The organism is Streptomyces sp. NPDC058619 (assembly GCF_042717785.1).
Lineage (GTDB): Bacteria > Actinomycetota > Actinomycetes > Streptomycetales > Streptomycetaceae > Streptomyces.
In genome coordinates, this window is record NZ_JBHXQN010000011.1 from 183,352 (window position 1) to 200,193 (window position 16,842).

Sequence of the window (16,842 nt, forward strand, 5' to 3'; positions counted from 1 at the left end):
CCCATGCTGCTGGTGCCCCTGTACGAGCACCCCGCCGACCGCCCCGAGGACTGGGAGCGGGTCATCCGCTCCGCCGGCCGGCTGCACTCCGTCGTGCTCAACCCCGACAACGGACCCGGCGAGGCCCCCGACGAGCGGTTCGCCCTCGTCGCCGAGCGGCTGCGCGAGGCCGGGGTCCCCGTCCTGGGGTACGCCGACACCGACTACGGGCGGCGCCCGCACGCCGCGGTGGTCCAGGACCTGCTGCGCCACCGCGACTGGTACGGCACCGACGGGGCGTTCCTCGACCAGGCCGCCTCCGGCCCCGAACTGCTCGCGCACTACGGGCGGCTCTCGGTCGCCGCCCGCGCCGCGGGCGCCCGCACCCTCGTCCTGAACCACGGGGTCCACCCGCACCCCGGCTACGCCGGACTCGCCGACCTCCTCGTCACCTTCGAGGGCCCCTGGGACGCCTATCAGGACGCCGCGGCCGTCCCGCCGTGGACCGCCGACCACCCCGCCGAACGGTTCTGCCACCTCGTGTACGCCGTCCCGCCGGGCGCGCCCGCCGCACTCGCCGGGGAACTCGCGACCGAACGCGGCGCGGGGGTGCACTGCGCGGTCCCGGGCGGCGGCGCGCACCCGTGGGGGACCCTGCCGTACGCCTTGGAGGCGGCGGGATGAACCGTTTCCCCGCCCGCCCGCCGCGGTGGCGGGCCCGCCTGCTGCTGCTCGTACCGCTGCTGCTCCTCGCCGCGTGCACGGCCGCACCGGAAGAGGACGACGAGGAGCCCTACCCGTGGCCCGAGCAGGCCCCGGGGGAGCGGTGGCAGCCCCGGCCGGGGGTCGGCTGGCAGTGGCAGCTCACCGGGAAGCTCGACACCTCGGTGAACGCGCCCGTGTACGACGTCGACGGGTTCACCACGACCGCGGAGCAGGTCTCCGCGCTGGAGAAGGCCGGGCGCAAGACCATCTGTTACCTCTCCACCGGCGCCTGGGAGGACTTCCGGCCCGACGCGGACGCCTTCCCGAAGGAGCTCCTCGGGCAGGGCAACGGCTGGGAGGGCGAGCGTTGGCTGGACGTGCGGCGGCTGGACGTGCTGGAACCGCTGATGGCGAAGCGGTTCGACATGTGCCGGGACAAGGGCTTCGACGCGGTGGAGCCGGACAACATGGACGCCTACCAGAACACCTCCGGGTTCCCGCTCACCGCCGACCACCAGCTGGCGTACAACCGGCTGATCGCGAAGCTCGCCCACGACCGGGGCCTGGCCGTCGGCCTGAAGAACGACCTCGACCAGATCCCGCAGCTCGTCGGGGAGTTCGACTTCGCGGTCAACGAGCAGTGTGCGCAGTACCGCGAATGCGACCGGCTGACCCCGTTCATCAAGGCCGGCAAGGCCGTCTTCCACGTCGAGTACGAGCTGCCGGCGGGGCGGTTCTGCGCGCGCTCCAGGGAGCTGGGTCTCAGCTCCCTGGAGAAGAGATACGACCTGGACGCATGGCGCAAAGCCTGCTGATCCCCCTCTTTTTGGGGCTCGGTTCGCCTCCGGGGCGCCGAAGCCCCTTCGGCTCACTCGCCCGCGGAACCCCGCCTCAGAGCGGGAGGACGGCGTGCACCCGGTAGCCGCCGCCGAAGCGGGGACCGGCGAAGCAGGAGCCGCCCAGGGCGCCCGTCCGCTCGCGCATGCCGAGCAGTCCGTGGCCGCCGCCGGGGCCGGCCGGTTCCGCGGCGGGGGCGGAGGCGTCCGGGGAACCGCCGTCGTCCAGCACGGTCACCTCCACCGAGGGCCCGATCCGCACCACGCTCACCTCGGCCCGGGCCTCCGGGCCAGCGTGCTTGCGGACGTTGGTCAGCGCCTCCTGGATGACCCGGTACGCCGCCAGGTCCACCGCGGCCGGCAGGGCGCCCGGGGCCGGGCCGGCGGCCTCCGGCCCCAGCTGGACGATCACCTCGACCGGCAGGCCGGCGTTGCGGAAGGTGTCCACCAGCGCGTCCAGGACCGCGAGTCCGGGCGCCGGCTCGGTGGGCGCCTCCGGGTCGCCGGACTGGCGCAGCAGCCCGACCGTCGCCCGCAGCTCGTTCAGCGCCGAGCGGCTCGCGTCCCGCACGTGGGCCAGGGCCTCCTTGGCCTGGTCGGGACGCTTGTCCATGACGTGGGCGGCCACCCCCGCCTGCACGTTCACCAGGGCGATGTGGTGGGCCACGACGTCGTGCAGGTCCCGGGCGATCCGCAGCCGCTCCTCGGCGACCCGGCGCCGGGCCTCCTCCTCGCGGGTGCGTTCGGCCCGCTCGGCCCGTTCCCGTATGGCGTCGACGAAGGCCCGCCGGCTGCGGACGGCGTCCCCGGCCGCGGCGGCCATCCCGGTCCAGGCGAAGATGCCGAGGTTCTCCTGCGCGTACCAGGGCAGCGGTCCGGCCAGCATGGCCACGCCCGTGAGGCCCGCCATGGTGAGCAGGCCGACCCGCCAGGTCGTCGGCCGGTCGGTGCGGGCGGCCACCGTGAACAGCGCGATCACCGTGCACATGACGACCGGGGCCCGCGGCTCCCCGGTGATCAGCTCCAGCAGCGACAGCGCGCAGGCCACGGCCAGCACGGTGCGCGGCCGTCGGCGCCGCAGCACCAGGGCGGCCGCGCCGAGCAGCATCAGCAGCAGGGACAGCGGCTCGGGATCGCGGGTCCCGAAGGTGGGTCCGTGGGGGCCGTGCGGATCGGCGTAGGAGCCGACGACCATGGCGACGAACGCCCCGAACGCCAGTACGGCGTCGGTCGCGAGCGGATGGTCCCGCATCCACTGCCGGGTGGACCCGAACGGCCCGGGGGGTGTCGTCACCCCGATACGGTACGGCTTCCCGGACCGGGCCCGGTCCGGGAAGCCGCACTAGCGGGTGTCCACGGGCGGCGGGCGCCGGCCGAGCGGCGCCCGGAAGCGCTCCGGGCCCCAGACGGCCCGCAGGACGCACACCGCCATGACGGCCGCGATGGCGGCGAGGTGCTCCTTGCCCGCCAGGTTGTCCTTGACCAGGACCTCGCCGATCATCGCCAGGACCACCAGGGCCCCGGTCAGGTAGGCCCGGTAGCGCCAGCAGACGTAGAGGGCGAGCCCGACCACCGCCGCCGAGGGCCCGGTGTCGTTGACGATGCGGTCGGAGGCCGGCAGGCCGAAGGGGTGGTCCGGGCTCAGCGAGAGCCCGATCCGCGCGTACGTGGTGCCGGCGAGGGTGGCCACGTAGCCGATCAGCAGCGTGCGCCACCAGCCGATGCAGATCTCCGAGATCCCGAAGACGAGCAGGATCTGCGCGAGCGCGCCCCACACCGGCAGGTCCAGGGCGGGCACGAACAGCGACAGAGGAGTGCGCAGGAGGGCGAGCCACAGCGGGTCGACGGCCTTGACGGACCCGAGGTTCTGGACGGGCTGGAAGCCCCAGGAGGTGTTCTGCACGATCTGGAAGACCGTGGTCAGACAGACCGCGCCGAGCGTCATGGGGACCGCGCGCCACTTCTCGTGGACGAGCGCGTCCCGGACGGTCCGGAACATGGGCCCCCACTCGCGCCGGGCGAACCGCCGCGAGGGGGACGTGGTCCGCGCTGTCAACGGCGGGTCTCCAGGTGTCTGCGGTGCAGCCACTTCGGCAGGCCGGGAGCCTCCAGGAAGCCCTCGGCCCGGCCCGCCGCGATACCGATCCGCAACAGGTCCGAACTCTTCTCGAAGAGCATGAACCGCGGTTCCCAGATCGGCCGGTATTTGGCGTTGGCCCGGTAGAGGGACTCGATCTGCCACCAGCGGGAGAAGAAGCTCAGCAGCGAGCGCCACATCCGCAGCACCGGACCGGCGCCGAGCCGGGACCCGCGCTCGAAGACGGACCGGAACATCGCGAAGTTCAGCGAGACCTGGGTGACCCCGATCTCCTTGGAGCGCTCCAGGAGTTCGATCACCATGAACTCCATCAGGCCGTTCTCGGAGTCCCGGTCGCGGCGCATCAGGTCCAGCGACAGACCCTTCGGGCCCCACGGCACGAAGGACAGCACCGCCCGCAGGTCGCCGTTGCCGTCGGTGCACTCCAGCATCACGCACTGCCCGTCGCCGGGATCACCCAGCCGGCCCAGCGCCATCGAGAAGCCGCGTTCGGTCGCGCCGTCGCGCCAGTCGTCGGCGCGCAGCAGCAGGACGTCCATCTCGTCCGCCGGGATGTCGGCGTGGCGGCGGATGCGGACCGTGTACCCGGCCCGCTTCACGCGGTTGTACGCCTGCCGGACGGTCCGCATGGCGCGGCCGTCCAGGGTGAACTCGGCGGTCTCGACGATCGCCTCGTCGCCCAGCTCCAGCGCGTCGAGGCCGTGCCGGGCGTAGATCTGGCCGGCCTCCTCGCCGGCGCCCATCACGGCCGGTACCCAGCCGTGCTCGCGGGCCTCGGCCAGCCACGGCTCGATGGCGCCGGGCCACGCCTCGGGGTCGCCGATGGGGTCGCCCGAGGCCAGCGAGACGCCGCCGACGACGCGGTAGGTGACGGCGGCCTTGCCCGTCGGGGACCAGATGACGGACTTCTCGCGGCGCAGCGCGAAGTAGCCGAGGGAGTCGCGGTCGCCCTGCCTGGCGAGCAGCGCCCGCAGCCGCTCCTCGTCCTCCTCGGAGAGGGGGTCGACGACGCGGCGCGAGCGGAACGCGGCGAACAGCACGGCGAGCAGCAGCAGCATCGACATCACGTTGACGACGACGTCCACCCAGCCGGGCGTGGTGATAGCGCGCGAGGCCTGGGCGTCGGGCGCCAGAGTGATCAGCCGCATCACCCCGTACCGCCAGCGGGCCAGGAAGGTGGCCTCGGAGCTGTCCGGGTCGGTGTTCGTGGCCCCGACGAGGAGCGCCGCGACGAGCGAGGTGACCAGCAGGCCGACGGCGGCGACGATGGTGGCCAGCGCCGGGTTGGAGCGGTCGCCGCGCGCGTAGAACTCCCGGCGTCCCAGCAGCAGGGAGCCGACGAACGCGGCGGTCAGGCCGAGGGACACCCAGTTCTGCGCGTGGCCCCGGAACTCCGGGTAGCAGAGGCTGAGGTCGCCCGCGGTGCAGGGCGCGAAGGCCGCGGTCGCGAAGGCCAGCAGCAGAGCTCCGCCCAGCACCAGGTTCAGGATCCACGCCGCCCGTTTGCGGCGGCCCATGGTGACCGCCAGCAGCAGCGAGAACAGCCCGGAGGCGAAGCCCGCCGTGAGGAGGTACGGGGTGTAGAAGTCCTCGGTGTTGTGCCGGCGCAGGTCCTGCCCGAGCGAAAGCCACACCGCGCTGAGGAAGTTGACGAAGGTGACGACGCGCAGGTACCAGACGGCGAACGCCGCGCTCCGTCGTGAGCGCGCGGTCCCCCGGCCGGTCCCCCGGCCGCCGCCCGCCCCCTTGCCGGAGGGGTCGCCGCCGGCTTCTTTCCTTCCGGATGCCGAGCCCGGTGCCTGTGCCGCACCGCGGTCGGTCTCTACGCTGGTCAAACGGACCTCTCCCATAAAAAGCGATCATATGGGGCGCCACTGGCCAGGGGTGGGCCGTTCCGGAGCCACGGCCTGGTCAGGGCCGCGGACCCCGGCGGCTCATTCCGTCGGTTCCTGCGCCGCCTGCTCCGGGAGTTCCGCCGCGAGTGCGGCGGCCGCCTGGACCAGGGGGAGGGCCAGCAGCGCCCCGGTTCCCTCGCCCACTGTGACGCCGTGGTCGAGTACAGGGTTGAGTGCCATACGGTCCAGTGCCTTCGCCTGGCCCGGCTCGCCGCTCGCCTGACCGGCCAGCCACCAGTCCGGAGCCCGGAACGCGGCCCGCTGGGCCACCAGTCCGCAGGCCGCCGAGACGACGCCGTCGAGGATCACGGGGGTGCGCCGCACCGCGCACTGGAGCAGGAAGCCGGTGATCGCGGCCACGTCGGCGCCGCCGACGGCCGCCAGCAGCGCGACCTGGTCGCCGAGGACCGGGCGGGCCCGGCGCAGCGCGTCGCGGATCGCCGCGCACTTGCGCATCCAGGCGAGGTCGTCGATCGGCGCGCCGCCGCGGCCGGTGACCACGGAGGCGTCCGTCCCGCACAGGGCGGCGACGAGGGTGGCGGCCACCGTGGTGCCGCCGACGCTGAGGTCCCCGAGGACCACCAGGTCCGTTCCCGAGTCCGCCTCCTCGTCGGCGATGCGCATCCCGAGGCGCAGCGCGTCGCGCGCCTCCTCGACGCTGAGCGCGTCCTCCACGTCGATCCGGCCGCTGCCGCGCCGTACGCGGTGCTTGACCACCTCGTCGGGGAGCAGGCCGGGGTCGCAGTCGAGCCCGGCGTCGACGATCCGTACGGTCGCCCCGGACCGGCGGGCCAGGACGGCGACGGGGCTCGCCCCGTCGAGCACGGCCCGCACCAGCGCGTGGGCGCTCCCGGCGGGCCGCGCGGAGACGCCCTCGGCGGCGATCCCGTGGTCGGCGGCGAACAGCACGACGCGGGGGTGCTCGATCGGCTTGACCGGCACCTGCCCCTGCGCGGCGGCGAGCCACTCGGCGAGCTCGTCGAGCCGGCCCAGCGCGCCGGGCGGCACGGCCAGCCGTTCACGGCGTTCCTCGGCATCACGCCGGACGCCCCCGTCGGGGCGCTCGATCAGATCGGAGAAGTCGTCGAGATTCAGCGTGCTCATCTGCCAGAGAGTACAGCCGGTGAGGCCCTCCCCTTGGGGGCGCGGTGAGGATCGGTCAGGTGCCGCGGGCCGGCTCAGTCCTTCAGCACCAGCGCCTGTCCGGCGACCACCAGCAGGACGTGCTCGCACTCGGCGGCGACCGCGTTGTTGAGGCGGCCCAGTTCGTCGCGGAAGCGCCGCCCCGAGGCCGTCGCCGGGACGATTCCGGAGCCCACCTCGTTGCTGACCAGCACCACCGGCCGCCGGGCCGTGCGGACCGCCCGCGCCAACTCGGCCGAGCGCTCCTCCAGTTGCTGGTGGCCGCCCTTGGCCCACACCTCGTCGTCCCAGGCCCCGGCCCGGTCCATCGCGTCGGTGAGCCACAGGGCCAGGCAGTCCACGAGCAGCGGCGGCCCGGTCTCGGCCAGCAGCGGGACCAGGTCGCAGGTCTCCACCGTCCGCCAGGTCGCCGGGCGGCGCTCCCGGTGCAGGCCGACACGCCGGGCCCACTCCGTGTCCCCGTCCCGGGTGCCGCCGGTGGCCGCGTAGACCACCCCGGGGAACGCCGCGAGGCGCCGCTCCGCCTCGAAGGACTTGCCCGAGCGGGCCCCGCCCAGCACCAGCGTCCGCCGCGGCAGGTCCGGTACCGCGTGGTACTCCCCGACGACCACCGTGGTGCCGTCCGGCACCGCCCGCGCCCCGGCGGCCGCGCAGCGGCGCTCCAGCTCCCGGCCCGGCGGGGTGTCGTGGTCCAGGTGCACGGCGATCACGTCCGTGGCCGGGCCGATCGCGCCGCTCGCCCGCAGCCGGGCCAGCGCCCCGGGCCGGCCGAGCACGTCCGCGAGGACCATGTCGTACGGGCGCTGCCCGGTCGTGCCGTCGGTACCGGCGGGAGCCCCGCCGGGCGGCAGGTACAGCAGCCGGCCGCCGTCCGGGCCCGTCACCTCGTACCCGGTGCCCGGCGCGTCCATCGGCACCGCCCGCACCCGGTGCCCCGAGATCACGGCCAGCTCCCGGCCGTCCGGTACCCGCCCGGCGGCCGGCAGCCCGGGCGGCAGCTCCACCGGGGGGCCGTCGTGCGGGTGGGTCAGCAGGACCTGCCGTACGCCGGCCAGGGAATGCCCGGCCCGGGCGCCCGCCAGGACCGCCCCGGGGGTCAGGTCCAGCAGCAGGGCGCCGTCCACGAGGACGGCGGTGGCCGCGCGGGACCGGGTGCCGACCGAGAGCGCGCAGGCCGCGCAGGGACAGCCGGGGCGGGGCAGCCCCTCGGGTGTGCCGGTGCCGAGCAGAGTGAGTTCCACAGGATGATCCTCCCGCGTCCACGAGAGTGCTGCGCGCCCGGTTACTCTGCGGGCACACTCAAGGCGAGAAGCGCGCGAACAGCGGACAGCGGACGAGCAACGGAGGCGGACATGGCGTGGACGTGGCGGTTCGAGACGGCCGACGGCAGCGAGGCGAGCCCGTCGGTGGTGCCGGAGGAGTTCACCACGCAGGGCGACGCGGAGTCCTGGATCGGCGAGTACTGGAAGGACCTGCTGGAGGGCGGCACCGAGCAGGTGAAGCTGTCCGACGACAGCGGGACCGAGCTCTACACGATGAGCCTGCGCGCGGCGCTCGACGCCTGAGCGGTTCGCCTCCGGGAGCGGGCGACCGCTCCCGGAGGGCCGGAGTCCGTCGGCCCGGGTCCGCCCGGAGTCCGTCGGGTCAGCCCCGTACGCCGCACAGGTGCAGCAGCGCCGCGACCGCGCGGTACGGGTCGGTGCGCCCGGCACGGTCCTCGGCTGCCAGCAGCCGCTCCAGCTCCTCGTCGGGCGGGAGGGTGTCGCCGGCCTCGGTCCCGTCGGTGAAGACGCGCACCCCGTACCAGGCCTGGAGCGGTGCCCCGATGCCCGACAACGTGGCCGTCAGGCCCGCCAGCCGGTCGGCCCGCACGTCGAGGCCCAGCCGGTTCGTGTAGTCGAGGCTCTCGAAGGCGGCCAGCGCCCCCGCCCAGTCGCCGCTCAGCCCGGGCCGCATGGCGAGCGCGTCGCCGTTGCGCACCAGCAGGGACAGCAGTCCGCCGGGGGCCAGCATCCGGGCCAGCCCGGCGAGCATGGCGTCCGCCTCGGGCACGTACATCAGCACCCCGTGGCACAGCACGACGTCGAAGCTGCCCGGCAGGAAGTGGGCGCCGGTCTCGCGGCCGTCACCCTCCATGAGGCGGACCCGGTCGCGGATCCCGGCGGGCTCCTGGGCCAGCGCCTCGCGGGCGACGGCCAGCATGCCGGGGTCCTGCTCCAGACCGGTCACCTTGTGCCCGGCGCGGGCCAGCCGCAGGGCCTGCGTGCCCTGGCCCATGCCGACGTCGAGCACGCGCAGCCGCTGCCCGACCGGGAAGCGGTGCGCGATCTGCTCCTCCACCTGGCGGCCGACGAGTTCCTGGCGGACCGCGTTGCGCAGCCCGCCCAGCCCTTCGAGCCAGATGCGGGAACCGCCCGAGAAGCCCTCGCCCGGAGCCGTGGCTCCGGGCGCCAATGAACTCAGGGCCGTTCCCCGCGCTTGACCTGCGGCTTGGGCAGGCGGAGCCGGCGCATCTGGAGGGTGCGCATGAGGCCGTACGCGACGGCGCCGCGGCGGGGCTCGTCCGGGAAGCGCTGGTTCAGCGCCTTGCGGAGGCGCAGGACGAGGCCGACGGAGTCGACGATGATCAGCGCGATCACGCCGAGCCACAGCATCAGCGCGATGTTCTGGATCGAGGGGACCCGCACCATGCTCAGCACCAGGATGATCACTGCCAGCGGCAGGAACATCTCGGCGACCGAGAAGCGGGAGTCCACGTAGTCGCGGACGAACCGGCGGACCGGGCCCTTGTCGCGGACGGGCAGGTACCGCTCGTCGCCATTGGCCAGGGCTTCGCGCTGCTTCGCCATTTCCACGCGGCGGCGCTCACGGGCTCGCTTGGCATCCTCCTTGCGATTGCCGGTCGAGGCCACCACGGCCTTGCGCTGCGACTGGGCCACAGCACGCTTCGGCGTAGGGCGGCCCTTGGGGGCCTGCGGGTCACGGGGCTGCGAGAGGTCGGCGCTCACCTTGTCGGTGGCGGCGGCCTTCTCTTCCTTGGAGGAGCGGCTACCAAACACAAAACCCAAGCCTACGTGGTTGCGGGCACGTGCCCCACCCCGGTGGGGAACGATCCGGCAACGGCGGGCGTCTTCCAGTTGCACGGTCCGTCCGGTGGGCCCCCCTCCTGGGATCACCTACTCCTTACGCCTGACAGGGCGCGGGTGTAGTCGTCCTGGAGGAGGAGCGCATCCGTGCTCGAACAGTGCGGTAATGGAGACAGGGCCCGTACTGTGGGTCTTGTCGGTGACCTTGAGCGAAGTCCGTCAGAAGGGGGCGCGCGAAGCCCATGAGCGGTGTCATGAAGCGTATGGGGATGATCTTCCGCGCGAAGGCGAACAAGGCCCTTGACCGGGCCGAGGACCCGCGCGAAACCCTCGACTACTCGTACCAGAAGCAGCTGGAGCTGCTTCAGAAGGTGCGCCGCGGAGTCGCCGACGTGGCGACCTCCCGCAAGCGCCTGGAACTGCAGCTGAACCAGCTCCAGGGCCAGTCGGCCAAGCTGGAGGACCAGGGCCGCAAGGCCCTCGCCCTGGGCCGTGAGGACCTGGCCCGCGAGGCCCTGGCCCGCCGCTCCTCCCTCCAGCAGCAGGTCAGCGACCTGGAGGTGCAGCACCAGACCCTCCAGGGCGAGGAGGAGAAGCTGACTCTCGCCGCACAGCGCCTGCAGGCCAAGGTGGACGCTTTCCGGACGAAGAAGGAGACCATCAAGGCCACCTACACCGCGGCCCAGGCGCAGACCCGGATCGCGGAGTCCTTCTCCGGGATCTCCGAGGAGATGAGCGACGTCGGCCTGGCCATCCAGCGGGCCGAGGACAAGACCGCCCAGCTCCAGGCCCGCGCCGGCGCGATCGACGAGCTGCTGGCCTCCGGCGCGCTCGACGACCGCAGCGGCCTCGGCTCCAAGGACGACATCCAGGCCGAGCTGGACCGCCTCTCGGGCGGTACGGACGTGGAGCTCGAACTCCAGCGGATGAAGGCCGAGCTGGCGGGCGGGTCGTCCGCGCAGCAGTCGGCCATCGAGGGCGGCGCCCCCGGCACCGCCCAGCCGCCGCAGACCCAGCACCGGTTCGACAAGCAGTAGGACGGGGCCCGTCATGATTGTCCGCATCATGGGGGAGGGGCAGGTGGAGTTGGCCGACGGCCACCTCGCCGAGCTCAACAAGCTGGACGACGAGCTGCTCGCCGAGGTGCAGAACGGCGACGAGGAGGGCTTCCGGCGCACGCTGGGCGCGCTCCTCGAAGCGGTACGGCGCCTCGGCGACCCGCTCCCGGACGACGCGCTGGAGCCGTCCGAGCTGATCCTGCCCGGGCCGGACGCCGGCCTGCACGAGGTCAGGGACATGCTCGCCGACGACGGCCTGATCCCGGGCTGAGGTCCGGCGACCGAACGGCACCACCGGCCCGCCCCCGCCACGGGGGCGGGCCCGTCGCCGTTCGTCCGGGGTCCCGCCGGGCGCCGGGGCGCCGGCTCAGGTCCCCGGCGGCTTCTCCGGCGCCGCGACGACGGCCCGCTCCTCGTCGGGGGTGCCGCCGATGAAGTTCTCGAACCTCCGGCGCGGCGCCGACCACCGCCGGTCGTGGTGGAAGGCGCGCAGCGCGGCCTTGGCGCGGGCGCGGGGGCGCTTCCCGTAGAACCTCTTCGCGTACGGGGAGTCCGGCCGGGCGAGGCGGACCGCGCCGATGAGCGCGACGAACGGGATGACCGTGCCGAAGAACGCGGTGCGGGCCTTGCCCTTCCCCAGGGCGATCAGCGCCAGGAAGAAGTTCGTGGCCGTGTTCATGACCACGAGGCCGCGGCTCTGCCGCTCCTCGGTGGTGAGGTCGTTCACCCCGAACGGCACGAACCCGCCGAGGACCAGCGCCACGAGGGCGGCCGTCAGCACCACGATCTCCACGCTCTTGCGGCCCTGCTCGCTCCAGTAGACGTCGTCGAGGTGCAGGATCAGGGCGAACTCGTCCAGGACCAGGCCCGCTCCCAGGCCGAAGATGACGGCCGAGAGGGCCGCGCCGAAGCTGTGCCGGGCGCTGGCGACCGCCCCGAAGCCGCCGATGATCACCAGGATGACGCCCGGCACCACGTGGTGGATGTGCATCCCGCCCGGGGTGACGTTCTTGAACGGCCCCCTTCCCGCCCTGATCAGCCGGGTGATCACGCGGGTGATCAGGAACGACATGACGAACGAGAGCAGCGCGAGCAGCAGCGGCAGCTTCCCCGGTTCCATGATGTTGCGGTACCACCACTGACCCATCGCATCCGCTCCCTCTCCGGCCGGGTACGCGGTGGCCGGATACCGATTTTGCCCGTAATGGGTAACTTACCGCCCGGCGTCGACGGGTAGCGTTCGCGCCGATGAAAGATTCGTTCGATGACCCGCCCATGGCGCCGCCGCCGGAACGCGCCTCGCTGCGCGACGGCGTCCGCTTCGCGTTCGGCACCCTCACCGTGCTGCCCGCCCGCATCACCCGCTGGGACCGGCCCGCCGCCCGGACCGGCATGGCCTGCGCCCCGCTCGCCGGACTGGCCGTGGGCCTGCTCGCCGCCGCCCCCGGGGCGCTGCTGCTGGTGGCCGGCGGGGGACCGCTGCTCGCCGCGGTCGTGACCGTCGCCGTACCGGCGGCCCTCACCCGGGGGCTGCACCTCGACGGGCTCGCCGACACCGCGGACGGGCTGGGCAGCGCCAAACCCGCCGAGGACGCGCTACGCATCATGAAGCAGTCCGACATCGGCCCCTTCGGCGTCGTGGCCCTGGTGCTCGTGCTGCTCGTGCAGGTCGCCGCCCTGGCCGACGCGTACGCCGACAGCTGGGTCCGCGGCGCCCTCGCCGCCGTGACCGCCGCCGTGGCCGCCCGCCTCGCCATGACCCTGGCCGCCCGCGACGGCGTCCCGCCCGCCCGCCCCGGAGGCCTCGGCGCCGCCGTCGCCGGGGTGGTCCCGCGGGGCGCGGCCGCCGCGCTCACCGTGCTCACGGTGCTGCTCGCCGGGGCCTGCGCCCTCCCGCTCGGGCTGCCGTCCGCCGCCGCGCACGCGGCCGCGGTACTGGCCGCCCTCGGCGCGGCGGAACTGCTCCTGCGGCGCTGCGTACGGCGCTTCGACGGGGTCACCGGGGACGTCTTCGGCGCCGTGGCCGAGGTCGCGGCGAGCACGGCCCTGGTGGTGCTCGCCCTGGGCTGACCGGCCGGGCCCCGGCCCGCGGAGCGGGCGCCCGCCGGCCCGGACGTACGCTCACCCCGTGGACCACACTCCGACGGAACCGACCGCCGACGCGCCCATCCGCGTCCTGCTCGCCGACGACCAGGCACTGCTGCGCAGCGCCTTCAGGGTGCTCGTGGACTCCGAGCCCGACATGGAGGTCGTCGGCGAGGCCGCGGACGGCGCCGAGGCCTTCGAGACCACCCGCCGGGAGCGCCCCGACGTCGTCCTCATGGACATCCGGATGCCCGGCACCGACGGGCTCGCCGCCACCCGCATGATCAGCGCGGATCCGGAGCTCGCCGCCGTGCGCGTCGTCATGCTGACGACCTTCGAGGTCGACGAGTACGTGGTCGCGGCCCTGCGCGCGGGCGCCTCCGGCTTCCTCGGCAAGGGCGCCGAGCCCGACGAACTCCTCAACGCCATCCGCGTCGCCGCCGCGGGCGACGCACTGCTCTCCCCGGCCGCCACCCGCGGGCTCATCGCCACCTTCCTCGCGCAGGGCGGCGGCGCCGACGCCCCCGCCACCGGCTCCGCGCACTCCGAGCGCCTCGCGGCGCTCACCGGCCGCGAGCGCGAGGTCCTCGTCCTCGTCGCCTCGGGGCTGTCCAACGACGGGATCGCCGGCCGGCTGGAGGTCAGCCCGCTCACCGTCAAGACCCACGTGAACCGGGCCATGGCCAAGCTCGGCGCCCGCGACCGGGCCCAATTGGTGGTCATTGCCTACGAATCGGGCCTGGTCCGGCCGCGCACCGAGTAGCGCACGGCCGGCCGCAGTAGTACGGCGTACTGCGGGCGCGGTATGCCGCACATAAGGACGGCACCTGCGAGCGACGCAGCCCGCTCCGGGGATGGGAAAGGCTGGGGAGTCACGCCTCCACCACCGCAGAGAGATCCCATCCATGTCCTGGCTGTCCCGCTTCAGCCTCGCCCAAAGGCCGTTGATCGGCCTCGTGTCGCTCGTGGCGCTCCTCTTCGGTGCCATAGCCGTCCCGCAGCTCAAGCAGCAGCTGCTGCCGTCCATCGAACTGCCGATGGTGTCCGTGCTCGCGCCGTACCAGGGCGCCTCGCCCGACGTGGTGGAGTAGCAGGTCGTCGAACCGATCGAGGCCATGCTGGAGGGCGTCGACGGCATCACCGGCATCACGTCCACCGCCAGCGAGGGCAACGCCCTCGTCATGGCCACCTTCGACTACGGCGACAGCGGCACCAAGCAGCTGGTCGCCGATGTCCAGCAGGCCGTCAACCGGGCCCGCGTCCGGCTGCCCGCCGAGGTGGACCCGCAGGTGGTCGCCGGTTCCACCGACGACATCCCGACCGTCATCCTGGCCGTCACCTCCGGCAAGGACCAGCAGGCGCTCGCCGACCGGCTGGAGGGCTCCGTCGTCCCCGTCCTGTCGGACATCGAGGGCGTCGGCCAGGTCACCGTGTACGGGGTCCAGGACCTCCAGGTCACCGTCACCCCCGACGACGCCAGGCTCGCGGCCGCGGGCCTCGACGGCGCCGCCCTCGCCCAGGGACTCCAGGCGGGCGGCGCGGCCGTCCCCGCCGGCTCCTTCGACGAGCAGGGCAAGAACCGCACCGTCCGCGTCGGCTCGGCTACACCTCCCTCGCCCAGCTGGAGGACCTGCGCCTGAGCCCCGGCCCGGGCAGGCCCGCCGTCCGCCTCGCCGACGTGGCCACGGTGGGGCAGGAGCCCGCCAGGGCCGTCTCGATCACCCGTACCAACGGCAAGCCCAGCCTCGCCCTCGTCCTCACCATGGACAAGGACGGCAGCGCCGTCGCCAAATCGATCTCCAGCCTAACTAACCACCGAGGGCCTGCTCGGCCTGGTCTTCGCGGTGGTCGTGATCCTGGTCTTCCTGGCCTCCGTGCGCTCGACGCTGGTCACCGCGGTCTCCATCCCGCTCTCGGTCGTCCTCGCGCTCATCGTGCTGTGGACCCGCGACCTGTCGCTCAACATGCTCACCCTGGGCGCGCTCACCATCGCCATCGGCCGCGTCGTCGACGACTCGATCGTGGTCCTGGAGAACATCAAGCGCCGCCTCGGCTACGGCGAGGAGCGCGAGGCCGCCATCCTCACCGCGGTGAAGGAGGTGGCCGGCGCGGTCACCTCCTCCACGCTCACCACCGTCGCCGTCTTCCTGCCGATCGGCCTGGTCGGCGGCATGATCGGCGAACTCTTCGGCTCCTTCTCGCTCACCGTCACCGCGGCCCTGCTGGCCTCGCTGCTCGTCTCCCTCACCGTCGTGCCGGTGCTCTCGTACTGGTTCCACAGCGCGCCGAAGGGCGTGACGGCCGGGGACGCGGAGAGCGCCGCCAGGGCCCGCCGCGAGGCGGAGGAGAAGGAGGCGCGCAGCCGCCTCCAGCGGTTCTACGTAAGGGTCGAGCTCCCCCCGGGCACCTCGCTGGCCGCCTCCGACGAGGCGAGCCGCAAGGTCGAGACGGCCCTGGCCTCGGTCAAGGGCGTCAAGAGCCACCAGGTCACCGTCGGCTCCTCCGGCTTCCTCGCCGCCTTCGGCGGCGGCACCGGCTCCAACCAGGCCTCCTTCCAGGTGTCCCTGAAGGACGCCGGCGACGCGGACGCCGTCAAGAAGGACATCGAGGGCGCGCTCGCCAAGCTCGACGGCATCGGCGAGACCAGGATCGCGGCGGGCGACGGCTTCGGCAGCCAGAACCTCAGCGTGGTCGTCAAGGCGGGCGACGGCGACGTCCTCGCCAAGGCGGCCGAGCAGGTCCGCGCGGAGGTGGCCACCCTCAAGGACGTCACCGACGTGCAGAGCGACCTGTCCCAGTCCGTTCCCCGGATCTCGGTGACCGCCACCTCCAAGGCCGCCGACGCGGGCCTGAACCAGGCCGCGCTCGGCGCGATCGTCGCGCAGGCCGTACGGGGCACCCCCGCGGGCAAGGCCGTACTGGACGACACCGAGCGGGACGTCGTCATCAGGTCCGCGGTGCCGGCCACCACCCTGGCCGAACTGCAGGCGCTCCCGGTCGGACCGGTCAGGCTCGGCGACGTCGCCGAGGTCAAGGTGGTCCCCGGCCCGGTCGGCATGACCCGGATCGACGGCGCCCGCGCGGCCACCGTCACCGCCAAGCCGACCGGCGACAACACGGGCGCGGTCAGCACCGAGCTCCAGGCCAAGCTCAAGGCACTGGACCTGCCCGACGGCGCCACGGCGTCCATCGGCGGCGTCTCCGAGGACCAGGACGACGCGTTCGCCTCGCTCGGCCTGGCCATGTTCGCGGCCATCGCGATCGTGTTCATGCTGCTGGTCGCGACCTTCCGGTCGCTCGTCCAGCCGCTGATCCTGCTGGTCTCCATCCCGTTCGCCGCCACCGGCGCGCTCGGCCTGCTGATCGTCACCGGCACCCCGATGGGCGTCCCGGCGATGATCGGCATGCTGATGCTCATCGGCATCGTGGTGACCAACACGATCGTCCTGATCGACCTGGTCAACCAGTACCGCGCCCAGGGGCTGGGCGTCGTCGAGGCGGTCGTCGAGGGCGGGCGGCACCGCCTGCGCCCGATCCTGATGACAACCCTCGCGACGGTCTTCGCCCTGCTCCCGATGGCGCTCGGCGTCACCGGCGAGGACGGCTTCATCTCGCAGCCGCTCGCGGTCGTGGTGATCGGCGGCCTGGTCAGCTCGACCCTGCTGACGCTGCTCCTGGTGCCGACCCTCTACACGATGGTCGAGCTCCGCAAGGAGCGCCGTGCCGCCAAGCGCGCCGAGCGCCGCGCGGCCGGACCGACGCTGGTCCCCCCGGCCCGGGAGGAGTCGCCGGCCGACGTCTGAGCGGCCCGCCGTACGCACGCCGGAGGGGCGGCCCCGCTGCGGGACCGCCCCTCCGGCGTGGGGGGGGGGGGGGGGGCGGGGGGGGGCCGCCCCCCCCCGGGGGGGGGCGGGGCCCGGGGGCAGCGGCGGGCGGGGGGGGGGGGGGAGACGCGGC

The 16,842-nt window shown here is 73.8% G+C and carries 15 protein-coding genes and 1 pseudogene; 8 read left to right on the top strand and 8 right to left on the bottom strand.

Features of this window, described 5'->3' with window-relative positions:
* The first annotated feature begins 3 nt into the window (after nucleotides 1-3).
* Both ACFWTC_RS14205 and ACFWTC_RS14210 read left to right on the top strand, forming a co-directional pair.
* Nucleotides 4-663 carry a spherulation-specific family 4 protein gene (locus ACFWTC_RS14205; protein WP_383922118.1) on the top strand — a complete coding sequence of 220 codons (660 nt, stop codon included), beginning with the start codon at nucleotides 4-6 and terminating at the stop codon, nucleotides 661-663.
* The gene (locus ACFWTC_RS14210; RefSeq protein WP_383922121.1) at nucleotides 660-1,499 is read left to right on the top strand and encodes an endo alpha-1,4 polygalactosaminidase; all 840 of its coding nucleotides are present in this window, start codon (nucleotides 660-662) and stop codon (nucleotides 1,497-1,499) included. The genes ACFWTC_RS14205 and ACFWTC_RS14210 overlap by 4 nt, the downstream gene beginning before the upstream one ends.
* 76 nt (nucleotides 1,500-1,575) lie before the next feature.
* Here ACFWTC_RS14210 and ACFWTC_RS14215 read toward each other — a convergent pair whose 3' ends face one another.
* From ACFWTC_RS14215 to ACFWTC_RS14235, 5 genes are all read right to left on the bottom strand, one after another.
* Complete coding sequence (locus ACFWTC_RS14215) at nucleotides 1,576-2,814, bottom strand: sensor histidine kinase (RefSeq protein ID WP_383922123.1); 1,239 nt, start codon at nucleotides 2,812-2,814, stop codon at nucleotides 1,576-1,578.
* 48 nt (nucleotides 2,815-2,862) lie between these two features.
* A complete protein-coding gene (locus ACFWTC_RS14220; RefSeq protein ID WP_383922126.1) occupies nucleotides 2,863-3,519 on the bottom strand; it encodes a hypothetical protein in 657 nt (218 codons plus the stop codon).
* 53 nt (nucleotides 3,520-3,572) lie between these two features.
* Nucleotides 3,573-5,468: a phosphatidylglycerol lysyltransferase domain-containing protein gene (locus ACFWTC_RS14225; protein ID WP_383922129.1), complete on the bottom strand. Its 1,896-nt coding sequence runs from the start codon at nucleotides 5,466-5,468 to the stop codon at nucleotides 3,573-3,575.
* Between the two features lie 84 nt (nucleotides 5,469-5,552).
* On the bottom strand, nucleotides 5,553-6,617 hold the full coding sequence (cobT, locus tag ACFWTC_RS14230; protein ID WP_384025751.1) for a nicotinate-nucleotide--dimethylbenzimidazole phosphoribosyltransferase: 1,065 nt from the start codon (nucleotides 6,615-6,617) through the stop codon (nucleotides 5,553-5,555).
* A gap of 74 nt (nucleotides 6,618-6,691) precedes the next feature.
* On the bottom strand, nucleotides 6,692-7,897 hold the full coding sequence (locus tag ACFWTC_RS14235; protein ID WP_383922135.1) for a bifunctional adenosylcobinamide kinase/adenosylcobinamide-phosphate guanylyltransferase: 1,206 nt from the start codon (nucleotides 7,895-7,897) through the stop codon (nucleotides 6,692-6,694).
* 111 nt (nucleotides 7,898-8,008) lie between these two features.
* Between ACFWTC_RS14235 and ACFWTC_RS14240 the strand changes: the two genes are divergently transcribed.
* Nucleotides 8,009-8,221 (top strand): hypothetical protein, encoded by a 213-nt coding sequence (locus ACFWTC_RS14240; protein WP_267720825.1) that lies wholly within the window; start codon nucleotides 8,009-8,011, stop codon nucleotides 8,219-8,221.
* Between the two features lie 79 nt (nucleotides 8,222-8,300).
* Here the strand turns inward: ACFWTC_RS14240 and ACFWTC_RS14245 are convergent, their stop codons facing one another.
* Both ACFWTC_RS14245 and ACFWTC_RS14250 read right to left on the bottom strand, forming a co-directional pair.
* Nucleotides 8,301-9,044 (bottom strand): class I SAM-dependent methyltransferase, encoded by a 744-nt coding sequence (locus tag ACFWTC_RS14245; protein WP_383922226.1) that lies wholly within the window; start codon nucleotides 9,042-9,044, stop codon nucleotides 8,301-8,303.
* A gap of 71 nt (nucleotides 9,045-9,115) precedes the next feature.
* The gene (locus ACFWTC_RS14250; protein ID WP_383922138.1) at nucleotides 9,116-9,715 is read right to left on the bottom strand and encodes a DUF3043 domain-containing protein; all 600 of its coding nucleotides are present in this window, start codon (nucleotides 9,713-9,715) and stop codon (nucleotides 9,116-9,118) included.
* Nucleotides 9,716-9,984: 269 nt separating this feature from the next.
* On the opposite strand from ACFWTC_RS14250, the gene ACFWTC_RS14255 reads away from it, so the two are divergent.
* Both ACFWTC_RS14255 and ACFWTC_RS14260 read left to right on the top strand, forming a co-directional pair.
* Nucleotides 9,985-10,779, top strand: a complete 795-nt coding sequence (locus ACFWTC_RS14255; protein ID WP_383922141.1) for a PspA/IM30 family protein — start codon at nucleotides 9,985-9,987, stop codon at nucleotides 10,777-10,779.
* A 13-nt stretch (nucleotides 10,780-10,792) separates the two neighbouring features.
* Complete coding sequence (locus tag ACFWTC_RS14260) at nucleotides 10,793-11,071, top strand: hypothetical protein (RefSeq protein WP_384025748.1); 279 nt, start codon at nucleotides 10,793-10,795, stop codon at nucleotides 11,069-11,071.
* 96 nt (nucleotides 11,072-11,167) lie between these two features.
* On the opposite strand, the gene ACFWTC_RS14265 is transcribed toward ACFWTC_RS14260, so the two are convergent.
* Nucleotides 11,168-11,947, bottom strand: a complete 780-nt coding sequence (locus ACFWTC_RS14265; RefSeq protein WP_383922146.1) for a hypothetical protein — start codon at nucleotides 11,945-11,947, stop codon at nucleotides 11,168-11,170.
* Between the two features lie 101 nt (nucleotides 11,948-12,048).
* On the opposite strand from ACFWTC_RS14265, the gene ACFWTC_RS14270 reads away from it, so the two are divergent.
* The 3 genes and pseudogenes from ACFWTC_RS14270 (at nucleotide 12,049) to ACFWTC_RS14280 (ending at nucleotide 16,688) form a co-directional block, all read left to right on the top strand.
* The gene (locus tag ACFWTC_RS14270) at nucleotides 12,049-12,870 is read left to right on the top strand and encodes an adenosylcobinamide-GDP ribazoletransferase (RefSeq protein WP_383922149.1); all 822 of its coding nucleotides are present in this window, start codon (nucleotides 12,049-12,051) and stop codon (nucleotides 12,868-12,870) included.
* Nucleotides 12,871-12,928: 58 nt separating this feature from the next.
* Nucleotides 12,929-13,648 (top strand): response regulator, encoded by a 720-nt coding sequence (locus tag ACFWTC_RS14275; protein WP_383922152.1) that lies wholly within the window; start codon nucleotides 12,929-12,931, stop codon nucleotides 13,646-13,648.
* Nucleotides 13,649-13,790: 142 nt separating this feature from the next.
* Nucleotides 13,791-16,688 (top strand): annotated as a pseudogene (locus ACFWTC_RS14280) (efflux RND transporter permease subunit).
* The last annotated feature ends 154 nt before the right edge of the window (nucleotides 16,689-16,842 follow it).